At 44.0% G+C, this 19,480-nt stretch carries 17 protein-coding genes; 16 read left to right on the plus strand and 1 reads right to left on the minus strand.

The genetic code is table 11. From position 1 onward, the window contains the following. The first annotated feature begins 2 nt into the window (after positions 1-2). The 7 genes from FHS68_RS11540 (at position 3) to cobA (ending at position 6,913) form a co-directional block, all read left to right on the plus strand. Entirely contained in the window at positions 3-230 is a 228-nt protein-coding gene (locus FHS68_RS11540) for a UPF0175 family protein (protein ID WP_167270107.1), read from the plus strand. Between the two features lie 24 nt (positions 231-254). Continuing rightward, the gene (locus FHS68_RS11545) at positions 255-680 is read left to right on the plus strand and encodes a PIN domain-containing protein (RefSeq protein WP_229211857.1); all 426 of its coding nucleotides are present in this window, start codon (positions 255-257) and stop codon (positions 678-680) included. 5 nt (positions 681-685) lie between these two features. Continuing rightward, a complete protein-coding gene (locus FHS68_RS11550; RefSeq protein ID WP_167270109.1) occupies positions 686-1,390 on the plus strand; it encodes a phosphoadenylyl-sulfate reductase in 705 nt (234 codons plus the stop codon). A 105-nt stretch (positions 1,391-1,495) separates the two neighbouring features. Then, positions 1,496-2,440, plus strand: coding sequence for a sulfate adenylyltransferase subunit CysD (cysD, locus tag FHS68_RS11555; protein WP_167270110.1), 945 nt, complete (start codon positions 1,496-1,498; stop codon positions 2,438-2,440). Between the two features lie 133 nt (positions 2,441-2,573). After that, entirely contained in the window at positions 2,574-3,815 is a 1,242-nt protein-coding gene (locus FHS68_RS11560) for a sulfate adenylyltransferase subunit 1 (protein ID WP_167270112.1), read from the plus strand. A 14-nt stretch (positions 3,816-3,829) separates the two neighbouring features. Further along, positions 3,830-6,058: a ferredoxin-like domain-containing protein gene (locus tag FHS68_RS11565; protein ID WP_167270113.1), complete on the plus strand. Its 2,229-nt coding sequence runs from the start codon at positions 3,830-3,832 to the stop codon at positions 6,056-6,058. Positions 6,059-6,139: 81 nt separating this feature from the next. Then, positions 6,140-6,913: a uroporphyrinogen-III C-methyltransferase gene (gene cobA, locus FHS68_RS11570; RefSeq protein ID WP_167270115.1), complete on the plus strand. Its 774-nt coding sequence runs from the start codon at positions 6,140-6,142 to the stop codon at positions 6,911-6,913. Here cobA and FHS68_RS11575 read toward each other — a convergent pair. Further along, positions 6,910-7,251: a hypothetical protein gene (locus FHS68_RS11575; protein ID WP_167270117.1), complete on the minus strand. Its 342-nt coding sequence runs from the start codon at positions 7,249-7,251 to the stop codon at positions 6,910-6,912. The two genes, cobA and FHS68_RS11575, sit on opposite strands and share 4 nt — an antisense overlap. 111 nt (positions 7,252-7,362) lie before the next feature. Here FHS68_RS11575 and FHS68_RS11580 point away from each other — a divergent pair, with 111 nt between their 5' ends. From FHS68_RS11580 to FHS68_RS11620, 9 genes are all read left to right on the plus strand, one after another. Next, the gene (locus FHS68_RS11580; protein WP_167270119.1) at positions 7,363-8,256 is read left to right on the plus strand and encodes a lysophospholipid acyltransferase family protein; all 894 of its coding nucleotides are present in this window, start codon (positions 7,363-7,365) and stop codon (positions 8,254-8,256) included. A gap of 31 nt (positions 8,257-8,287) precedes the next feature. Next, the gene (locus tag FHS68_RS11585; protein ID WP_167270121.1) at positions 8,288-9,280 is read left to right on the plus strand and encodes a glycosyltransferase family 9 protein; all 993 of its coding nucleotides are present in this window, start codon (positions 8,288-8,290) and stop codon (positions 9,278-9,280) included. Further along, positions 9,277-10,194 (plus strand): carbon-nitrogen hydrolase, encoded by a 918-nt coding sequence (locus FHS68_RS11590; RefSeq protein WP_167270123.1) that lies wholly within the window; start codon positions 9,277-9,279, stop codon positions 10,192-10,194. Before FHS68_RS11585 ends, FHS68_RS11590 begins: the two co-directional genes overlap by 4 nt. A gap of 772 nt (positions 10,195-10,966) precedes the next feature. After that, positions 10,967-14,122, plus strand: coding sequence for a SusC/RagA family TonB-linked outer membrane protein (locus tag FHS68_RS11595; RefSeq protein WP_167270125.1), 3,156 nt, complete (start codon positions 10,967-10,969; stop codon positions 14,120-14,122). A 39-nt stretch (positions 14,123-14,161) separates the two neighbouring features. After that, the gene (locus tag FHS68_RS11600; protein WP_167270127.1) at positions 14,162-15,640 is read left to right on the plus strand and encodes a SusD/RagB family nutrient-binding outer membrane lipoprotein; all 1,479 of its coding nucleotides are present in this window, start codon (positions 14,162-14,164) and stop codon (positions 15,638-15,640) included. A gap of 33 nt (positions 15,641-15,673) precedes the next feature. Continuing rightward, the gene (locus FHS68_RS11605; RefSeq protein WP_167270129.1) at positions 15,674-16,153 is read left to right on the plus strand and encodes a hypothetical protein; all 480 of its coding nucleotides are present in this window, start codon (positions 15,674-15,676) and stop codon (positions 16,151-16,153) included. A 121-nt stretch (positions 16,154-16,274) separates the two neighbouring features. Further along, positions 16,275-17,468, plus strand: a complete 1,194-nt coding sequence (locus FHS68_RS11610) for a pyridoxal phosphate-dependent aminotransferase (RefSeq protein ID WP_167270131.1) — start codon at positions 16,275-16,277, stop codon at positions 17,466-17,468. A 228-nt stretch (positions 17,469-17,696) separates the two neighbouring features. Further along, positions 17,697-18,791: an AEC family transporter gene (locus tag FHS68_RS11615; protein WP_167270133.1), complete on the plus strand. Its 1,095-nt coding sequence runs from the start codon at positions 17,697-17,699 to the stop codon at positions 18,789-18,791. A gap of 22 nt (positions 18,792-18,813) precedes the next feature. Then, positions 18,814-19,398, plus strand: a complete 585-nt coding sequence (locus tag FHS68_RS11620) for a Hint domain-containing protein (protein ID WP_167270135.1) — start codon at positions 18,814-18,816, stop codon at positions 19,396-19,398. The last annotated feature ends 82 nt before the right edge of the window (positions 19,399-19,480 follow it).

The raw sequence follows: 19,480 nt of genomic DNA on the forward strand, positions 1-19,480 counted from the left end.
ACATGAAAGCATTGACCATCAATTTACCAGACTCCCTGGATTCAGAAGAATTTGAAATAAAAATGCTTGTGGCTGGCCGATTATATGAGCGGGGGAAGATTACCACTGGTCAGGCGGCAGAGATTGTTGGTATTAGCAAACGTTCTTTTATAGAAATCATGGGGAGATTTGGCTTCTCCCTATTCAGCGATTCCATTGAGGATCTGCATAATGATATTACGAATGCATGATGCGCTGGTTATTGCAGATTCCAGTTGTCTGATTTTGTATCTAAAATCGAAGAACTAGAAATACTTAGAAGTGTTTACAAGCAGATATACATAACGCAAGAAATAGCAGAGGAGATTGGCAGCGATCTTCCGGACTGGATTGAAATAAAAGAGGTTCAAAACAAGGCGCTGCAATTGCTATTTGAAGACACACTTGATATTGGAGAATCTTCTGCATTAGCCCTTGCATTTGAAACGCAAGACTGTACAGTGATTCTTGATGATATGAAAGCCCGCAAGACTGCGGCAAACTTGAATATTATAGTAACTGGCACGATTGGAGTTATTTTGGCTGCCAAAATGAGAAACAAGGTACCATCAGCCAAGTCAGTATTCGATAAAATACTTAAAACTGACTTCCGTCTCAGTGATCGAATGATAAATGAGGCTTTGAAGGAAGCCGGAGAATAATCACCATGAACAATACCATCATATCCTCTCTCAACGCTGCCATTGAAGGCAAAAGTGAAACAGAATCGCTCGCGATACTGGCTGATCTTTTTCCCGGAGAAGTTGTCTTTTCAACCAGCCTGGGTTATGAAGACCAGGTCATAACCGACTTTATCTGGAAGAACAACCTGAACATTACGATTTTTACTTTGGATACGGGCCGTCTTTTTGCAGAGACTTATATGACGCTGCAAAAGACAAATAACCGATACGATTCAAAGGTTAAGGTTTACTACCCACAAACAACCGCAGTTGAAGAGTTGGTAAGCACAAAAGGGCCTTTGAGTTTTTATGATTCGGTTGAAAACAGAAAGGAATGCTGCTTCATCCGCAAGGTTGAGCCATTGAACCGGGCATTGAAAGGTGCTAGGATATGGGTTACCGGGATCCGCGCAGAACAATCGGGCAACAGACACGATATGCCGCAGCTGGAATGGGACGAAGCACATCAATTGGTGAAATTCCATCCGATCTTAAACTGGAACTTTGAAGAAGTAAAACATTATGTAAAGTCAAACGGACTTCCATATAATCCGCTGCATGACAAAGGATTCGTTAGCATTGGCTGCGCACCGTGTACCCGTGCAATCCAGGAAGGCGAAGATTTCAGGGCTGGCCGATGGTGGTGGGAAGATGAGTCGAAGAAGGAATGTGGGTTACATGCGAAATGAGCTGTTAGCGGTTAGCTATTAGCCCTCTATAAATAATAAAAAGCTAACGGCTAACAGCTAATAGCTTTTTGCACAAAGTCAATCTTGCAAGAAAAATAACCCCGTATGTCAATTTCAGTTAAAGAAGCCTCAGGAATAACCACCTATCGCAGCACTCCGGATTATCTGGACCAGCTGGAAGCCGAGGCTATTTACATTATGCGTGAGGTAGCCGGTCAGTTTGAAAGACCTGCGCTTTTGTTTTCGGGTGGAAAAGATTCCATCACGCTTGTTCGTTTGGCCCAAAAGGCATTTGCACCTGGGAAGATACCTTTTCCATTGGTGCATGTAGATACCGGCCACAACTTTATTGAAGCCATCGAATACCGCGACGAACTAGCCGAAAAAATTGGCGCCAAGCTGGTTGTGCGATATGTGGAAGATACCATTAAGGCGAAAGGTCTGAAAGAACAGACTGGTAAGAATGCAAGCCGCAACTGGTTGCAGACATTCACTTTGCTAGATACCATTGAAGAATTTGAATTTGATGCCTGCATTGGCGGCGCCCGCAGAGATGAGGAGAAAGCGCGTGCAAAAGAGCGGATTTTCTCATTCCGCGATGAGTTCGGTCAATGGGACCCGAAACGCCAGCGTCCTGAACTTTGGAATTTGTTCAATGGTCGTATCCAGAAAGGTGAAAACGTCCGTGTGTTTCCCATTTCAAACTGGACCGAGTTGGATGTTTGGGCTTACCTGAAAAGAGAAGGCATTACGCTTCCCTCCATTTATTTTTCCCACGAAAGAGAATTGATCTTGCGTGATGGAAAATTGCTGAACAATACACCGGTTATTGAAACGGATCCCGAAGATCAAATTGTGACGCGCCAGGTTCGTTTCCGTACGGTCGGAGATATGACATGCACCGCTGCCGTCGAATCCAGCGCAGCGACTTTGGACGAGGTAATTGCAGAAATTACTATTTCAAGAATCAGCGAACGCGGCGAAACAAGGATTGACGATCAGCAGACGGAAGCAGCCATGGAAGATCGCAAAAAGGGAGGGTATTTTTAAAAAGGGAGGAAAGAAAAATTAAAAGGGAGGAAAGGAAAAAAGGGATGAATGGGTGGAAGGAAAATCTTCAGTCATTGCACCGACGAGCCGGTCACTCATTCATTCACTCATTCACTCATTCAAAATTAATAAAGTGGATTTATTACGATTTATTACGGCAGGTTCGGTTGATGATGGTAAGAGTACCTTGATCGGACGTTTGCTTTACGATACAAAAAATATTCTGGCGGATCAGATGGAAGCCATCGAGCGTGCCAGCAAAACCCGCAATACAGGCGAAATTGATCTTGCATTGCTAACCGACGGACTTCGTTCGGAGCGAGAGCAAGGCATTACGATTGATGTTGCTTACAAGTATTTTCAGACGCCCAATCGCAAATTCATCAGCATTGATGCGCCAGGGCACATTCAATACACCCGCAACATGGTAACCGGTGCTTCCAATGCAGATCTGGCAATCATATTGGTTGATGCGCGCCATGGCGTAGTGGAGCAAACCAGGAGACATTCGTTGATCGCTTCAATGCTTGGAATCCCTCATGTGATTGTTGCTATTAATAAAATGGATCTTGTTGGAAACTCGGAAGATGCGTTTTTAGAGATTGCAAAAAGTTACACGGATTTGGCTCAGAAGCTTTCCATTAGAGACCTGACTATTATTCCGGTGAGTGCATTGAATGGTGATAACATTGTCGACAGATCAGTTAATATGAACTGGTATACCGGCGAAACATTGCTTCAGGTTCTGGAAACGGTGAATGTTCTGAAAGATCAAAATCAGGACGATGGGCGGTTTGCGGTGCAATATGTAATTCGGCCTCAAACTGAAGAATTGCACGATTACCGGGGTTATGCCGGTCGCATTCAAAGCGGAACATTTAAAAAGGGTGATCTGATCAAAGTGTTGCCTTCTGAGCAGGAATCTAAAATCGCTAAAATTGAATTTGGCGGAAACGAAATCGAGGAGGCATCTGTTTTGGAATCTGTGACCATTCTTCTGGAAGACGATATCGACATCAGCCGTGGAGATTCCATTGTTTCCTTGAACAATTCTCCGATTGTGAGTCAGGATATTGAGGCGCTTGTGTGCTGGATGGATGACAAAAAACAGTTAAAAGCAGGTAATAAATACGTATTACAACATGGCACGGCAAGATCCCGCTGTTCGATCCGTGACATTGAATACCAGATTGACATTAATTCTTACGAAAAACTCGACGCAGAAAGCCTGAAATTGAATGATGTCGCAAGAATCGTTCTGAGAACAGCCCAACCCGTTGCCTACGATCCCTACCAGAAAAACCGCGCAAACGGCGCTGCGATCCTGATTGACGAAACTTCGAATGTGACGGTGGGAGCTTGCATGATTGAATAAATGACCATTATACCATGAGCGAAATAATCATTTCTGACAAAGTTTCCGCCGTTGCAAAGCGTGATATTATTGATTTAAATAGCAAAATTAATGCATTTAACACGGGGGAAACGCCGGAAGAGGCTTTCCGTAAGTTTCGTCTGACACGCGGCGTTTACGGCCAGCGCCAGCCGGGCGTGCAAATGATCCGCATTAAACTTCCTTACGGGCGCGTCACGGCAGATCAGCTTGTACGCATTGCCGATACTTCGGATAAGTTCGCCACGGGTAATTTACACGCAACGACGCGTCAGGACATTCAGCTGCACTTTGTAAAGCTTTCTGATTCGCCCCAGCTTTGGGCCGATCTGGAAGATGCAGGGATAACACTGAAGGAAGCTTGTGGCAATACAATCAGGAATGTTACCGCTTCTTCGGTTGCTGGTATTGATCCAGACGAACCTTTTGATGTAACCCCAATTACGCATTCTATATTCACTTATTTTCTTCGCAATCCGATTAATCAGGATATGGGAAGGAAATTTAAAATTGCTGTCTCTTCTTCTGAAAAGGACTCCGCACTCGCTTTTATCCATGACGTTGGCCTGATCGCCAAAATGGGTACTAATGACGCAGGTGAAAGTGTAAAAGGTTTTAAAGTGCTTATTGGCGGAGGCCTGGGCGCGCAGCCTTTCTCTGCTCAAACAGCCTTTGAATTCCTGGAAGAAAAAGACGTTATCCCTTTCATTGAAGCGTTACTTCGTGTATTTGATCGTTACGGAGAACGTGTACGTCGGCATAAGGCTCGTATGAAGTTTCTTTTGAATGACCTGGGTCTGGAAGAAATGTTAGCGCGTGTCGAGGAACAGCGTGTTGCGGTTAAAAACAAGGTTTTCACAATTCCTGAGGATCTGTTCGGGACGGAAGAGGTGGAATCTATCGCTTATGCGCCCCGCCCCTCTCTGACGGAAACGGATATCTTGAGAATTGCTGCTGAAAGCATTGACGCCGACAAGCTGGATATTTTCAAGAAGTGGTTGCGTACGAATACATTTGAACAAAAACAAAAAGGCTGGCATGCAGTACAATTGAGGGTTTTATTGGGAGATATGCACTCCAATACTGCCCGCAGTCTTGCAGATGTTGTACGTAAATATGCTGCTGATGATATCCGTGTTACTGTTAACCAAGGATACATTCTTCGCTTTGTAAAAGGAGAAGACCTTGTTGCAATCTACCACGAATTGGCGAAGTTAGGACTTGTAAATCCAGGGTTCGACAGCACCATGGACATTACCACTTGCCCGGGAACGGATACTTGTAACCTCGCAATTTCGAGCAGCTATGGCATAACCCGCGTTTTGGAAGATGTAATGCGCGACGAGTATCCCGAAATGATTTATAATCAGGATATCAAAATCAAGATCAGCGGATGTATGAATGGCTGCGGCCAGCATAATGCGTGTAACATTGGTTTCCACGGCAGCTCGATCAAAAATGGGAAGCTGGTACTTCCAGCCTTGCAGGTGTTGCTTGGAGGTGGTTTTTCCGGCGATGGTATTGGTTTGATTGGAGATAAAGTGATCAAAGTTCCTGCGAAACGCGGACCTGAGACATTGCGCACTTTATTCAATGACTACGAGGCGAATAGTTATGATGGTGAATATTACAATCAATATTATCTGCGCCAGACCAAAAACTACTTCTTCCAATTGCTGAAACCACTTGCTGATCTGTCGACATTAACGGATGACGATTATCGCGACTGGGACCATGATGAATTATTCAAAACTGAGATTGGTGTTGGTGAATGTGCGAGTGTACTGGTGGACCTTGTTGCTACAACCATTACTGAGGGCCAAGAAAAATTGAATCTGGCTAGTGAAAATTTCCAGTCAGGAATCTGGGCTGATGCCATATATCATGCTTATAATGTATTGATTACGGGCGCAAAAGGTTTGTTGATGACCAAGGATGTCAACACCAATACGCAGTATGGAATCGTCAATGATTTTGAAACACATTTCGGACACGATTTTATCTACGACACGCCCGCGGAGTTTGAACTTGCAGAAAAAGCGGAGACACCTTTCAAGTCTCTTGCATTTAGTATCAATAAATTTGAGCCAACGGAAGCATTTGCAACCTATTTTATCGGTACAGCTGACAAATTTTTAGATTTTGTCCGCGGTACCCGGGAAGCGCAACTCATGGAAACCGGGGAACCGGCCTTACAGGAGCTTATATTTGGAAAAGATAGTTAGTTTTTTAGCTTTTAGCCGTTAGCTTTTAGCCACAAGGTAAAAAAGCTAAAAGCTAATCGCTAAAAGCTAAAAGCTAAAAACATGAAACTTACATTAATTGGTGCTGGTCCGGGCGATCCTGATCTGATCACCTTAAAAGGGATTAAAGCTTTGCAAAAAGCCGAAGTTGTTTTGTATGATTCCCTTGTACATCCCTCACTGCTCGACTATTGCCCTGCCAATTCTGAAAAGATTTTGGTCGGTAAGAGATTTGGAAAAACAAGCTGCGGACAGGATGAAATTAATGAACTGATCGTTGAAAAAGCCCATCAATATGGAAACGTCGTCCGACTCAAAGGGGGCGATTCTTTCATTTTCGGCAGGGGCTATGAGGAAATCATATTTGCAGCCGAGCACGGCATTGAATCAGAAGTTATTCCCGGTATTTCAAGTAGTTACGCTGTTCCTGCAATGGCAGGGATACCGCTCACATCCAGGGGCGTCAGTGAAAGTTTTTGGGTGATCACCGGTACAACCAGGGAACATAATCTTTCCAAAGACCTTTACCTTGCTGCCCAATCTACGGCAACTGTTGTGATATTAATGGGTTTACATAAGCTGGAAGAAATCGTCTCCATGTATTCCGGGTTGAACAAACTGGACATGCCCATCACCATTATCCAAAATGGTACGCTGGAAGATCAAAAGCTGGTAACAGGCAAAATAAGTAACATTATACCCCTTTCAAAAGTGAGTGAAATGGGTTCTCCGGCAATCATTGTCATTGGCAAAGTAGCCGCTCTTCCGGATTTAACACATCAAAGGATCCGGGCAATGATGCAGAAAGGTAATACGCTCGCGGGAAGTGCTGATTAAAGCAAATTGAAAAGCCAATTGAGGTCCGGAACCTTATTTTTTCCGCCAAATTCCAGAAAGTTGATGATTCCCGCCAGGATAGCGTAGCTGATAAACAACCACTTTTTCTTGAGTTCGAATTGTTCATGGTGATGAAAATAATCATATACCATGGAGGCGGTGAATGCGAAGATCATTAACACGAAGGAGAGTAGACCGCAATCCTGCCGATAATGCTGGTATGTGCGCAATGCAGGCGCTCCAAGTACCAGATACATCAGCCACATCCCAAATCCCATCCTGTACAAATACATGCTCAGGCGGCGATCATTCTTGATGTCAAATATTCCTTCCAGCACAGTAGTAACGGTTTGAATCAGTGAATCTAACAAAATAGGCCATAAATGCCATATTTTAATTACATATTATATCTCCGTAATATTGTATAATTGATCTGATCTTGTCCTGTTTTGCAAAAAATACTGTTCATACTACTTAACAAAATTTCGTTTATCTCCTGGAAAAATGCTTTTAGGCTTTCCGACTTTTTATGCTGGGCCGTGTTCAATGTTGGAGGTTACCGGAAAAAAGTAATCACGGAAAATTTAAAAAATAGCTTCCCCGAAAAGAGCGATGAAGAGCTGGCTGCAATCGCCCGAAAGTTCCATCTGCATTTTACAGATCTGATCGTTGAAACCATAAAATTCAGGACTGCTAGCCCGGAATGTGTGCGGGAGCGGCTGCAGGGTGACATTAGTATTATGGATGATTTTTACGCCAATAAAACCAACATCATCTATCTGATGGGACATCGCGGAAATTGGGAGCTTGCAAACCTGTTTTCGTCACTTTGCTTTACGCACGATTGTATCGTAGTGTACCGGCCTTTGCAAAACAAGGCCTCCGACCAATGGTTCCTGGATCTCAGGACCCGATTTGGAGCGATCCTGGTTCCCATGGACAACATTTTTAAGGAGTTGCAAAAGCCCCGGGAAAAGCCTTATGTGGTGGTACTTGCCAATGATCAGTCGCCAAATCCCAAAACAGCCTTCTGGACGCGTTTTCTGCACCAGGATACAGGCGTTTTCAGAGGAGTAGAAACCATTGCGAGACGTTATAACCTTACCGTTTTGTATGCAGATTTTTGCAAGGTTGCGAACAAAAGAGGTTTTTATCACGTTGATATTTCCATTATTACAGAAAAGCCGAAGGAAGTAAAGAACAATGAGATCCTGGAAAGACAGCTGCGCATTCTTGAACAAAACATCAAGGATCAGCCGCACAACTGGCTTTGGAGCCACAGACGATGGAAGCATAAGCGTCCCGAATCTTTAAAACCCGAGCAAACGCTAGCTCTAAAATAGCTTCCATTCTCAAAACCTCGCAAATTAAAAAGTGAATAAACCGACCAAATTTCTAGTACTCCGATTTTCATCCATAGGAGATATCGTGCTGACAACGCCGGTGGTCAGGTGTCTCAAAAAGCAGTTTCCGCAGGCAGAGGTACATTACTTTACCAAAAGCAAATTTGAATTTTTATTGAAAGACAATCCTTATATAGATAAGATATGGCTCTGGGATAACAATGCGAGCCAGATTCTTAAAGCATTGAAAAATGAGAAATTTGATTACATCATTGATTTACATACCAATATCCGCACATTAAAGATCAAATTGTCTCTTGGCGTACCCTCATTCAGCTTTTCAAAACTGAATGTGCAGAAATGGCTGATGACCCAATTCAAAATTAACCTGATGCCGGATCTGCACATTGTAGATCGGTATATGGGTACGCTCAAATCATTTGGCGTGGTGAATGACGGCGAAGGGCTGGATTATTTCATTCCATATAAGGATAATGTGGAACCGGAATGGCTACCCCCCTCCCACCGCCAAAGCTTCGTGGCTTATGCCATTGGCGGCCAACACAATACAAAGAAATTACCCATCCCGAGAATGATTGAATTATGCCAGAAAATCAACTATCCCATCATATTATTAGGTGGTGAAGAGGATTTTGAGGCGGGAGAGGCGATCAGAACAGCGATTGGAGAAACCTTGATCCATAATACTTGTGGAAAATACAACTTCAATCAGTCGGCTTCATTGGTTCAGAAGGCGATGATCGTTTTCTCTCATGATACCGGGTTAATGCATGTGGCAGCCGCATTTAAGAAAAAAGTTTATTCGATCTGGGGGAATACAATACCGGCTTTTGGAATGTACCCCTATAAAACCGCTTTCGAAATTCTCGAAAAAAATGGGCTTAGTTGCAGGCCGTGTTCCAAGATAGGCCATGAAGCCTGTCCCAAAAAGCATTTTAAATGCATGAATGAGATTTCCTTTACGTTTCCGATCAAAGAAATACCTCACAAACAAATTCCATGACAAAAAAAGTAAACATAGGTTTGGTGCAAATGAGTTGTACCAATGATGTTGATGCTAATTTTCAGAAAGCCAAGGAAAAAATACGCGAAGCCGCAGCGAAGGGCGCGAATGTAGTTTGTCTGCAAGAGCTGTTCAAATCACTATATTTCTGTGATGTGGAAGATCATGCCAACTTCAAGCTGGCTGAACCCATTCCTGGCCCTTCCACCGAATCGTTAGGTACACTTGCCAAAGAACTTGGGGTTGTGATTATCGCTTCGCTTTTCGAAAAGCGGGCGCACGGGTTGTACCATAATACAACCGCAGTGCTGGACGCTGATGGCGCCTATCTGGGTAAGTATCGCAAAATGCACATTCCAGATGATCCGGGCTATTATGAAAAATTTTATTTCACTCCGGGCGACGCTTCGCCGGGCGATGCGGACACCGTTGCGGACGGACAAGGGAGAGATGGTTACAGGATATTCGAAACAAAGTTTGCTAAAATAGGCGTTCTGATTTGCTGGGACCAATGGTATCCCGAGGCAGCAAGGATTACCAGCCTGATGGGCGCAGAGATTCTTTTCTACCCCACCGCAATCGGCTGGGATACCAATGAACAAGATCCGGACACAAATGAAGAGCAGTACGGAGCGTGGCAGACCATTCAGCGCGGTCACGCCGTTGCCAATGGCGTGTATGTGGTATCTGTCAACCGCGTGGGTCGGGAAGCAGACCAGCAATTCTGGGGAGGTTCATTTATCGCCAATCCGCATGGCAAATTGCTCTATCTCGCTCCTCATGACGAAGAGGTTACCTATGTGCAGGAACTGGATTTGGAAAAATTGGATCATTACCGTACGACCTGGCCATTTTTGAGGGATAGAAGGATTGATTCTTACCGGCCGATTTTGAAGAGGTACATTGATTCTTGATATATACAAAATATAATTATTTCTAGGTAAGCAAAAAAGAGAATTCCGGTTTCGGGGTTCTCTTTTCGTTTTTTGCAAGTTTTGTAAAAACAGGTTTCAAAAATCAACTTTGTAACCGTATTTATACAAAATATGCAAGTTTTACGTATATAATTATCTCAATTTAGGTCGATTAATTGTTGATTACCAAATTTCAAGTCTATTCGATTGATAGAGATGTTAAGAAGCAGGGAAATTTAAATTATTTATAAAATAATTACTATAATATTTTACCTCAATTCCCGAAGACCAATTTTTATTGTAAAAAAATTCAATTTTTAAATTTATTCTCTTGCATTTTTTCACATTGTCAGTATATTTGACATGTTATTAAACGAATAACTGAACTCCTTAACAAGGAAATATTCCAGCCGCACTTGAATATTTCTGAATGTGCAGAGAGGAATCGAGCAAAAGCCCGATGGAGGACGTACAGCCCTTCCGGTGAATTCCGACTCAGCACAATATAATTTTTTTGATACTGGATTCTTGATACCGTGGACAAGCAACATTGTTGATGTCTGGCTTTTTGCTTTACACAACTAAAATTCTGTTTGTCCTCGATTAAAGAGGGTATTGCTTTCCGGAAAAGCAGTTTTGCAAGCTTATGGCTGTGTTGTTCTGTCCACGCGAAAGTGTGTGCGGCGCACGGCAACGTGGACACCACACAGCCATAACTTTTTCTCCTCTCTTACTAATTGCTTACCTAACAACAATTTAACTCCAATTACTCATGCGTAAAGTTCTACTCTTATTATTATGGGTCTGCCTTTGCTCTCCGCTTGCTTTTGCCCAGGTCAGGCAGATCAGCGGAAAGATATCGGCTGCCGAAGATGGTCTCGGACTTGCAGGAGCTTCTGTCATTTATAAGGGTACCAATGTGGGTACGAATGCAGATGCTGACGGAAAATTCAATTTTTCTGTTCCAGGCGACGGAACTCTTGTGGTTTCTTATGTTGGTTTTCTTATTAAGGAAATCACAATCGGCAACCAAACCGATTTTGACATCAAATTGGATGCAGACACCCGCCAGTTATCGGAGGTAGTGGTCACTGCTTTTGGTATTCAGCGCGAGAAAAAAGCATTGGGTTACACCGTGCAGGAAGTGAAAGGGAGTGCGCTGACAGAGTCGCGCTCAACAAACGTAGCAAATGCATTATCAGGAAAAATTGCAGGCGTGAGAATCCAATCTAATGGCGGACCTGGTAGTGGTTCTACTATCCAGATCCGGGGATCATCGTCTGTTTCAGGAAACAACCAGCCTTTGATTGTTATCGACGGTGTGCCAATGGAACAAACTGCAAGCAAAACATACGGAGGCGGTATTTCAGAAGTTAACCCGGACAATATTAAAGAAATGTCCGTTTTGAAAGGACCCAATGCAGCGGCCCTTTATGGTTCACGCGCAGCTAACGGGGTTATTCTGATCACTACAAAAAATGGCCAGGGCACAAAAGGACTTGGCGTTGACATCAATTCAAACATTACATTCGAGCGTCCGTGGATCAAACCTGATTTCCAAAACACCTATGGTGGTGGAAATGGATACCGTTCCTGGTACAATGACGGGTGGAGCGGTAGCATCACAGATCCAAAAGAAATTGCACAGTACAGATCAGTTTATGATGCAAGATATCCTCTGGCAGGTTCAGAAGGTACCGATGAAAGCTGGGGAGCTCCAATGGACGGGCGCCTGGTGAGACAGTGGTGGACTGGTGACGATGTTGCACCACTGACTCCTCAGCCTGACAACTGGGAAGAATACTGGCAGACTGGCCGTACGATCACAAACAGTGTAGCTTTGAACGGCGGAAACGACAAAGGCTATTTCCGTCTTGGGCTGAGCCGTGTTGATCAAAAAGGTATTATGTACTATAATGATTTCCATCGCAATAACTTCCGTATCAATTCAGGCTACAACCTTACGAAAAACATAAGCGTTACGCTTTCTGGTGAATATATCAAATCAGGTTCCGACAACCGCAGCTATACGGGCGGTCAAGAATTTATCTGGTCTCACCGTTCGGTTTCGTGGGAACAGCTTCGTGATTATGAAAGCTACATTGGCGTACATAACCAACGCGGCGCTGATACAGAACCACCAAACTGGCAGCATACATTCTTTACCAACCCTTATTTCTCACAAAGAAATTTACCTTCAAGCAATGAGAAGGACCGTCTGTTGGGAAACATTGCACTTACTTATAAAATCCTTCCATCTCTGACATTGCTTCTTCGGTCGGGAACGGATTTCTGGAGTGATACGAGGATCAACGTTTCCAACTTCCTCCGTGTTCGTAACGGTGTTCGTACGCCAGGCCGTTTCTCGGAAGAGGTATTGCGCAGCCAGGAAACCAACTCAGATTTCATGTTGACATTCAACAAAAGCCTGACGCCGGATTTTGGTTTGAACATTCAGGTGGGAGGTATTCAACGCAAAAATTATTATAAGAGAAACTACTTCTTCGTAGGTGAGCTTGTCGTTGACGGACTTTACAATGCAGGTAATTCAGTACCAAGTGCCAACACCATTGAAAGTAACATCACAGAATCTGAAACACAAAGCGTGTTCGGTACTGCCAACTTCTCGTGGAAAGATGCTCTATTCCTTGATTTGACAGCACGTAACGACTGGTCGAGCACATTGCCTTCTAATGCGCGTTCTTATTTCTACCCTTCTGCTTCTCTTAGTGCAGTGGTTACGGAATTGCTCGACATTAAAGGTAATATCTTCTCGTTTGGTAAAATCCGCGCGAGTTACGCACAGGTTGGTAATGATGCATTGCCTTATCAGTTGGCACAAACGTTTCTTGCGAGCGGATCATGGAACGGTACAGTACCTAAGTTTTCTGAAAACATTCAAATCGCAAACAGCGGCCTGAGACCAGAAATCACAACGGGTCTTGAACTTGGAGCAGATCTTCGCTTTTTGAAAGGTAAAATTGGTTTGGATGTAACCTATTATGATCAAACTACGAAAGATCAGATCCTTGGTGTTGAAATTTCCAAGGCTAGCGGTTACAATACACGTATTTTAAATGCAGGAAAAATCACCAACAAAGGCGTTGAAGTAACCCTTTCCGGTACTCCTGTTAAGTTGCCGGGCGGATTTAGTTGGGACGTTTCTATTAACTGGGCCAAAAACCGTAATAAAGTTGTAGAGCTGGCAGAAGGTTTGACCACTTATACGCTTGCCACCCAAAGAGGTATGTCTTCTGAGGCACGTGTAGGAGAAGCTTACGGAACATTCTATGGTGTGGGTTTCCAGAAAAGGGACGGGCAGATTGTTTATGGCGCAAATGGTTTGCCTATCACAGCTGCTGGTCAGAAACTGGGTAATGTTCAGCCCGACTGGATTGGTGGTGTGCTTAACACATTGAACTTTAAAGGACTTTCTTTAAGCTTCCTGGTTGACGCCCGCATTGGTGGTGACATCTACGACGAAGGAACAGGTACTGCCCGCTGGACAGGTCAATATGCAGAAACTGCATTGGGCCGCGAAGAAGGTGTGATCGGAAAAGGTGTTCGTGAAATCACAGGAACAGACGGAAGCAAATCTTATGTACCAAATGATGTGATCGTTACAGCCAACCAATTGTATGGTTACAGCAACCCCAGAAACTACCACGAGTCGGCTATTTTCGATGCCAGTTATGTGAAACTTCGCGAGTTGTCATTGGGATACAGTTTCAGCCCGGCAGTACTGAAAAAGATCAAAATCCAGTCTGCTAAACTTTCAGTAGTAGGACGTAATGTTTGGATGATCTTCAAAAATACACCGCATATCGATCCTGAAATTGATGCAAAAGGTGGAAATGGTCAAGGTTTCGGTTACGGAGAACTTCCAAGTTCACGCAGCGTGGGTATGAACCTGTCATTGTCATTCTGATCCAGTCAATCCATTTAACGGACTTAAAAGAATTTTGAGATGAAAAACATATTTAATCATAAAACGATTTGGATGACAGCGCTGGCAGGGGTTCTTACTGCAACGAGCTGTACCAAAGATTTTGATGAAATGAACACAAGTCCGAACAGCCCGACGGCTATCGGACCACAGTATCTGCTTCCAACCGGGATAGAAACTTCCATAGACCGCTATTGGGGTCACAGGAACCGGTTTGAAAGGATCAACATTGATGCGGCGGAATTGTACGTACAGCATCTGACCAGGAACATTTATAGCAATGAGGGCGATGACTATACGGTTTCCCCCGCGCTTCTTACCAATAACTGGAAAGGTTTCTATAACGACGGACTGCTAAACTTTCAACGTGTCATTCTCCAGACGAACGCTGAGTCGGAAAACCCGAATGTAAATTACGAGGGCGTTGCATTGGTCATGCGTTCCTGGGTTTTCTCTTTGCTAACAGACCTGTACGGAGCGATCCCTTACACAGAGGCAATCCAGGGAACTGCTGAAGCGCCGATTTACACGCCTAAGTACGATCCAATGGAAGTTGTGTATGCAGGACTTTTGAACGACCTTAAACTGGCCAACGAAAAATTAACAGTCGGCGGACCAACCATCGCAGGTGACATCCTTTATGCAGGTGACATTTTGAAATGGAAAAAGTTTGCTAACTCTTTACGTCTCCGCCTTGCAAATCGTCAGGCTTCAAAGAAACCAGCTGAATCCAAAGCGATTATGGCTGAAATACTTGCTGACGCAGCCAAATTCCCGGTTTTCACTAGCAATGCTGACAATGCTTCTCTCAAAACCTCAGCAGTATTGCCGAGCAACAACGAGTGGAACCAGATTTTACTTCAGGATGGTCGGACGGACTGGAATATCAGCAGCACGCTGGCAGACAAAATGAATGCATTGGGCGACACGCGCATCACTGTTTATGCTAATCCAAATGGCAGCGGCAAATATCAGGGACATCCAAATGGTCTTCCCGATGCGATTGCCACAAGTTATCTGGCAACCAGCTCAACAATAGGAAGTGCTTTCACCAAAGCAGATGCGCCGGAAGTAATCATGACTTTTTCTGAGCTCAACTTCATTCTTGCAGAAGCTGCATTGGACGGAGAAATCACGGGAAGCGCCAAGACTTACTTTGAAGCTGGTATCAATGCCTCTTTTGCCCAATACGGCCTCACAGCCCCAGCCGACTTTTTAACCAAAGTAGGTGCGGTATCCAGAGAAAAGGTCCTTGAACAAAAATGGGTGTCATTGTTTGGCCAGGGTGTTGAAGCCTGGACTGAGTATCGCAGGACCGGCTTCCCGGTTTTCCCTGCACCAGATCCAAGAGCTGTGTTGAATAACGGAGGTATCCTTCCTACCCGTTTCAACTATCCAGCGTCGGAATACTCGTTGAATGCAACGGCAGTTACGGCGGGAAAAGCACTGAATGGTGCAGCCGACGATATGAAAACCAAACTTTGGTGGGCGGAGAAATAAGCCTGTTGTTCAACCATTCAAGAAATCCTGAATATGAAAAATATCAAAACATTATTTCCAATTGCCAGCCTGCTTCTGGCGGTAACATTAGGGATATCTTCCTGCGAAGTGGAAGATCCTTTCCTGGACGCGGACGTAGCTCCCGTACTGGTTGACATTGTCGGTGCGCCTTTTGGTTCACCGATCGCCAGCGAGCCTACTGTGGGTTATGCCGCAACAGATGCAAAGGTGACGTTGTCCGCAAGACTACTGGAACTGGACAAGACAAACATCCTGAACAGCAAAGGCATTGATTCCATTCCGGTTCCGAATGTAGCCATCAAGATCACGCTTCGTACCGGTGCGTCACTTGGAGAGGTTACTTCCAACGCCCAGGGACTGGTAACCATCGACAAAACCTGGGCTGAACTTGGAATGGCAACGCCCAAAGCGGGAGCTATCACTAAAATCTCATGGACAGGCAGTTACAAAGGAATTGCGTTCACCAGATATTCACAAGTGCAAGCTAAGTAATTGAAAAACAAGCCTGCTATATGTACTATAGTTGGCTTGTTTATTTGTAAATTGTACCTACGCTAAAATTATCCATTACCAATTCAAATTTATCGTCACATATTACTAAAACAATTGAACAATGACTCAAAAAATGGACCGTCGGAACCTGCTTAAGTCCGGTTTAATGGCAATCGGAGGGATGACCCTGGCCCCACATTTAAGCATGGGAGCTTTCGCTAACGCGCCAGTATCACTGGATCCTGAGAACCGCATTTACCGTAGCCCAATGGTAAGAGAGCACTTTTTGCCTGCTGATTTTAAAGCCCCTAAAATCCTTGCAAAATTAAACGCAAACGAAAATCCTTACGGACCACCTATGTCCGCACAAAAGGCTGTTGCAGATTCAGTAAAGAATGGTAACCGTTATGCATGGAAAGAAATGTATGATCTGATCGACAAAATTGCCAAAAAAGAAGGCGTTTCTGCTGACCATATCATGATGGGCCCTGGTTCTTCTGACCTATTGGAAAAAGTGGCTTTGGTTACTTTCATGAAAGGCAAAGGAAATATCGTTTCAGCTGACCCTTGTTATATGTCACTGGTACAGGTTGCTAAATCTGTAGGCGCTACCTGGAAACCCGTTCCATGTACTGCCGACTGGTCACACGACTTGAAAGCAATGGAAGCAGCAGTTGATAGCGAAACCAAACTGGTTTATGTTTGTAACCCAAACAACCCAACTGGTGCAATCACCAAAGGACAGGATCTGCTTGATTTCTGCTCACGCGTTTCAGAAAAAGTACCTGTATTCGTTGACGAAGCCTACATTGAACTTGCAATAGGTGCTGATACTCAGAGCATGGTATCCCTTCTTACGCAGAAGAAAAACGTAATCGTGGCCCGTACTTTCTCTAAGATTATGGGAATGGCTGGTATCCGTGTTGGTTATATGGTTGCACTTCCTTCCTACCTGGAAACCATCAATAAAATCACACGTGGCGGTATGGGAATTTCTTACACTTCCATCTTCGCGGCTTCTGCAAGTTTGGATGACAAAACTTTCCAGGACACCACCCGCAAATTGAACCACGAAGCCAAATTGTACCTGTACGAAAATCTGGATAAAATGGGATACAAATACATTCCATCTTTCACCAACTTCGTGATATTCCCTGTAACAATGCCTTCGAAAGAGTTGCTGGGCAAATTGGCTGCAAAGGGTGTTGCTGTTCGCGCCTTTGACATTCAAGACAAACCATGGTGCCGCGTAAGTCTTGGTACAATGGATGAAATGAAAACTTTCGTATCGGCGCTGGGTTCACTAACTGCCTAGGCTCGACGCTATTTACTTAGTAGCACATCGGATTTTTTTGTCATCCTGAGCGAAGTCGAAGGACGTTTCTGGCTAGCCACTATGCGTTCTGCATTGCGCTTCCTGCACTTCGACTCCGCTCAGTGTGACAAAAGGTGCGGCAAAAATTTTGCTCCCAACACACTGCTTCCCGTTAGCAACACCCTCTTTACTTCTTAAAACACTGACATTTCAAAATCTTTGCTGATTATGAGTGACGCATTGCAGAAAACCATTACACTCTTATTATTAATTGCTTTGGGTTTGATACTCAAAGGCAAATTCAAAAGCAAGGACCAGACCAACGGGATCAAGGAGATCATTCTATCCGTTGCGCTGCCTTCTACGATCTTCATCTCCCTGATGAAAATAGACATCGATTCGTCGATGATCATTATTCCGCTGGTGACGCTTGTTTTCAACTTTTTGATGTTTTTTTCCGCTCCGCTTGCCTTTACGCTTTTTGGTGTAGATAAAAACAGTCCCACGGGCCGGACCTTAATGATGCTGATCCCATCTCTCGCACCAGGCCTGTCATGCTTTCCATTCATTGCTGAATTTTTGGGTGAAAAAAGCCTTGCGATTGCCGCATTAGCAGATGTTGGTAACAAATTTTTTGTACTGATTTCCCTGTATATCCTCGCTATGAACATGTTTTTGAAAAACAGCGATGATAAAGACACCAAAGTAGGCGGCAAGTTGAAAAGCCTTTTTGCCAGTATGTTTCAGGAACCCATTAACATTCTAATTTTCATGGCCATTATTCTGCTGAGCCTGGGTATCAATTACGGAACATTGCCTTCGGTAGTAACCGATCTGTTTGACAAAACCAGCGCAATGATGACGCCGTTGGTATTGCTTTTTATTGGCCTCGCGGTGCAACTGAAGGAAGGTAAAAAGCGTATCGTTGCAAGTATACTGTTCTTCAGAGCCGGCATCACAATGCTGATCAGCGCTGGAATGATCTATGTTTTGAATATTTCTGATACATCAATGGTATTGCTGGCGATCGTGATCCCATTGAGTGCAGCAAGTTTCTGGCCGCTGGCGCATATTTCAGCATTCAACCTGAAAGAAGATGCCAAAGGGTTACCAAAAGAAAAAAGAACATTTGACCTGGAATTGGCCGTTTTGTTACTTGCGTTTTCTTTGCCTTTTTCAACAATACTGATTCTGGCAATCCTCTCGTCGGGAACATTTTTCGCGCATACTTCCACATTGCTGACGGCCGGTTTGATTTTAATTTCCCTTGGCGCATTGCCTAATGCCTTAAGCAAAGTGTTTGTCAAAATGTCGAAGGCTTGATTTGTAATTCAAAAAAGTATTTATGCATAAGTTCGTATCCACCTCTTTTCTTTTAATCTTTTCTTTCAGTGTTTCTGCCCAGACTGAAATTGACAATGTACAGTCGGAGGTCACCATTAAAGTTTCTGAAAAACAGAAAAGGTACACCTACTTCTCCGGAAATGCGCCCGTAACGATGGCGGATGGCAGCACCAAATCCATGGCTGACATTAAGATTGGAGAACATGTGAAGACCTACAAAGACGGGAAGAGTACCAGTACGCAAGTCAAACAAATTGACGTCTATAATCAGCCTAAATCCACATTAACCGCTGTGTACCTGAGGCCTGCGCATGAAAAAAGGGCTTTGAAAGGTCAGACTGTTGTTCCTGCACTATTGCTGGAAGCAACTCCCGACCATTTGGTACAAACCAAACGTGGCAAGAAAAGAATGAATAAACTTTCTAAAAGAGATATCCTTTATCATTATGAACCATTGACAGGCATTGTTTCGTCCTGGAAAGTGGGCGCGGTGAAAGAGAATGCCCGCAGGATCAGTAAAGCCTACAATTTAGCTACTGTCGATGGCACTTATCTTGTCGATAACGTGATGGTAGCCAATAACTAAGTCATACATTATTTGCTCAGCTTCAACCAAAGTCTCCGAAACGGGGCTTTGGTTTTTGGTTTTATCCCAAATGTATATTACC

This window comes from Dyadobacter arcticus, assembly GCF_011762185.1.
In the GTDB taxonomy this organism is placed as follows: Bacteria; Bacteroidota; Bacteroidia; order Cytophagales; family Spirosomataceae; genus Dyadobacter; species Dyadobacter arcticus.

Bases quoted from the DNA above. Each gene is read 5' to 3' on its own strand.
- FHS68_RS11540 (WP_167270107.1), top strand. From the start codon at position 3: ATGAAAGCATTGACCATCAATTTACCAGACTCCCTGGATTCAGAAGAA.
- FHS68_RS11550 (WP_167270109.1), top strand. From the start codon at position 686: ATGAACAATACCATCATATCCTCTCTCAACGCTGCCATTGAAGGCAAA.
- cysD (WP_167270110.1), top strand. From the start codon at position 1,496: ATGTCAATTTCAGTTAAAGAAGCCTCAGGAATAACCACCTATCGCAGC.
- FHS68_RS11565 (WP_167270113.1), top strand. From the start codon at position 3,830: ATGAGCGAAATAATCATTTCTGACAAAGTTTCCGCCGTTGCAAAGCGT.
- cobA (WP_167270115.1), top strand. From the start codon at position 6,140: ATGAAACTTACATTAATTGGTGCTGGTCCGGGCGATCCTGATCTGATC.
- FHS68_RS11590 (WP_167270123.1), top strand. From the start codon at position 9,277: ATGACAAAAAAAGTAAACATAGGTTTGGTGCAAATGAGTTGTACCAAT.
- FHS68_RS11595 (WP_167270125.1), top strand. From the start codon at position 10,967: ATGCGTAAAGTTCTACTCTTATTATTATGGGTCTGCCTTTGCTCTCCG.
- FHS68_RS11600 (WP_167270127.1), top strand. From the start codon at position 14,162: ATGAAAAACATATTTAATCATAAAACGATTTGGATGACAGCGCTGGCA.
- FHS68_RS11605 (WP_167270129.1), top strand. From the start codon at position 15,674: ATGAAAAATATCAAAACATTATTTCCAATTGCCAGCCTGCTTCTGGCG.
- FHS68_RS11610 (WP_167270131.1), top strand. From the start codon at position 16,275: ATGACTCAAAAAATGGACCGTCGGAACCTGCTTAAGTCCGGTTTAATG.
- FHS68_RS11615 (WP_167270133.1), top strand. From the start codon at position 17,697: ATGAGTGACGCATTGCAGAAAACCATTACACTCTTATTATTAATTGCT.
- FHS68_RS11620 (WP_167270135.1), top strand. From the start codon at position 18,814: ATGCATAAGTTCGTATCCACCTCTTTTCTTTTAATCTTTTCTTTCAGT.